We start from the raw sequence: 1,216 nt of genomic DNA on the forward strand, positions 1-1,216 counted from the left end.
CAGTACTGCGGCTCGCTGGGCAAGCGGGCCAACTGCCAGGTCGCGGTCAGCGTGCACGCTGCCAGCGACACCGCTTCCTGCCCGCTGCAATGGCGTCTGTTCATCCCCCAGGAGTGGGCGGGCGACGTCGATCGTCGAGCCAGCACCCGTATCCCGGCCGAGGTTAGTCACCGCGAGAAGTGGCGCCTGGCCTGGACATGCTCGACACCCTCGCGGCCTGGGGCATGACACCGCCCGTCATCGTGGCTGATGCCGCTTACGGGACCAACGCGCATCTGCGGGCGGCCCTGGCCGAACGGCACATCGCCTACGTCCTGGCCGTCCGGGCGAACGTGACCGCCCACGCCTTCGACACCCAGCCCGAGGCCCCGGACCGCCGTGGGGACGTCGGCTGCTGGCCCCAGCCCCGCTACCGGCACCCAGCACCCCCCAGTGGCCACCCTGGCCGCCGACCTGGGACAGAAGGCATTCACCTCCCTGACCTGGCGGCAAGGCTCCCGGGGAAAACTGCACTCCCGCTTCGCAGCGATACGTGTCCGGCCCGCCGGCAAAGCGGTCGAACGCCCGATCCGAGCCGCCGCCTCGGCAGAACAAGGCTGGTGGGACGGCGTCCTGCCCGACTGCTGGCTCCTGATCGAATGGCCCGCTGATGCCGAGGCGCCCACCGATTACTGGCTGTCCAACCTGCCGGCCGACACCCCGATCGCCGACCTGGTCCGACTTGCCAAGATCCGCTGGCGCATCGAACACGACTACCGCGAACTCAAACACGGCCCGGGCCTGGACCACTTCGAAGGCCGGTCCTGGCCAGGCTGGCACCACCACGTCACCCTCGTGACCGCCGCACACGCCTTCCTCACCGAACAACGCCTGTCCCCAAAAGCGCCTGCGCCGGCCTCACCCTCTACCACCTCCTCCACACCCTCCAGGACGTCCTGAGGTGCTGGACCGGCATCTGCACCACGTGTCAGCAGCCCCTCCGCAGGAGGACGCACACAACACCAACACCAAGATCAAGACCGACCTAACGGAGTCCTACTAAGCGGAGTCCACCGACACCTCCCAGTCGATCCTGCCCTCGGCGTTCTCGGCCGCCTGCACCCGCGCCAGCAACATCTCCGACGTACCGTCCGCCGACCAGCGACGATGCCGCTTGTAGACCGTCTCCCACGGCCCGAAGCGCTCCGGCAGGTCTCGCCACGGCACCCCCGTCCTG

At 69.0% G+C, this 1,216-nt stretch carries 2 pseudogenes; one reads left to right on the plus strand and one right to left on the minus strand.

The window, feature by feature from the left end:
- Positions 1-939, plus strand: a pseudogene (locus ACIP98_RS42520) (IS701 family transposase); the annotation flags it as partial.
- Positions 940-1,044: 105 nt separating this feature from the next.
- On the opposite strand, the pseudogene ACIP98_RS42525 reads toward ACIP98_RS42520, so the two are convergent.
- Positions 1,045-1,216: pseudogene (locus tag ACIP98_RS42525) on the minus strand (transposase); the annotation flags it as partial.

This window comes from Streptomyces sp. NPDC088354 (genome assembly GCF_044753585.1).
In the GTDB taxonomy this organism is placed as follows: Bacteria; Actinomycetota; Actinomycetes; order Streptomycetales; family Streptomycetaceae; genus Actinacidiphila.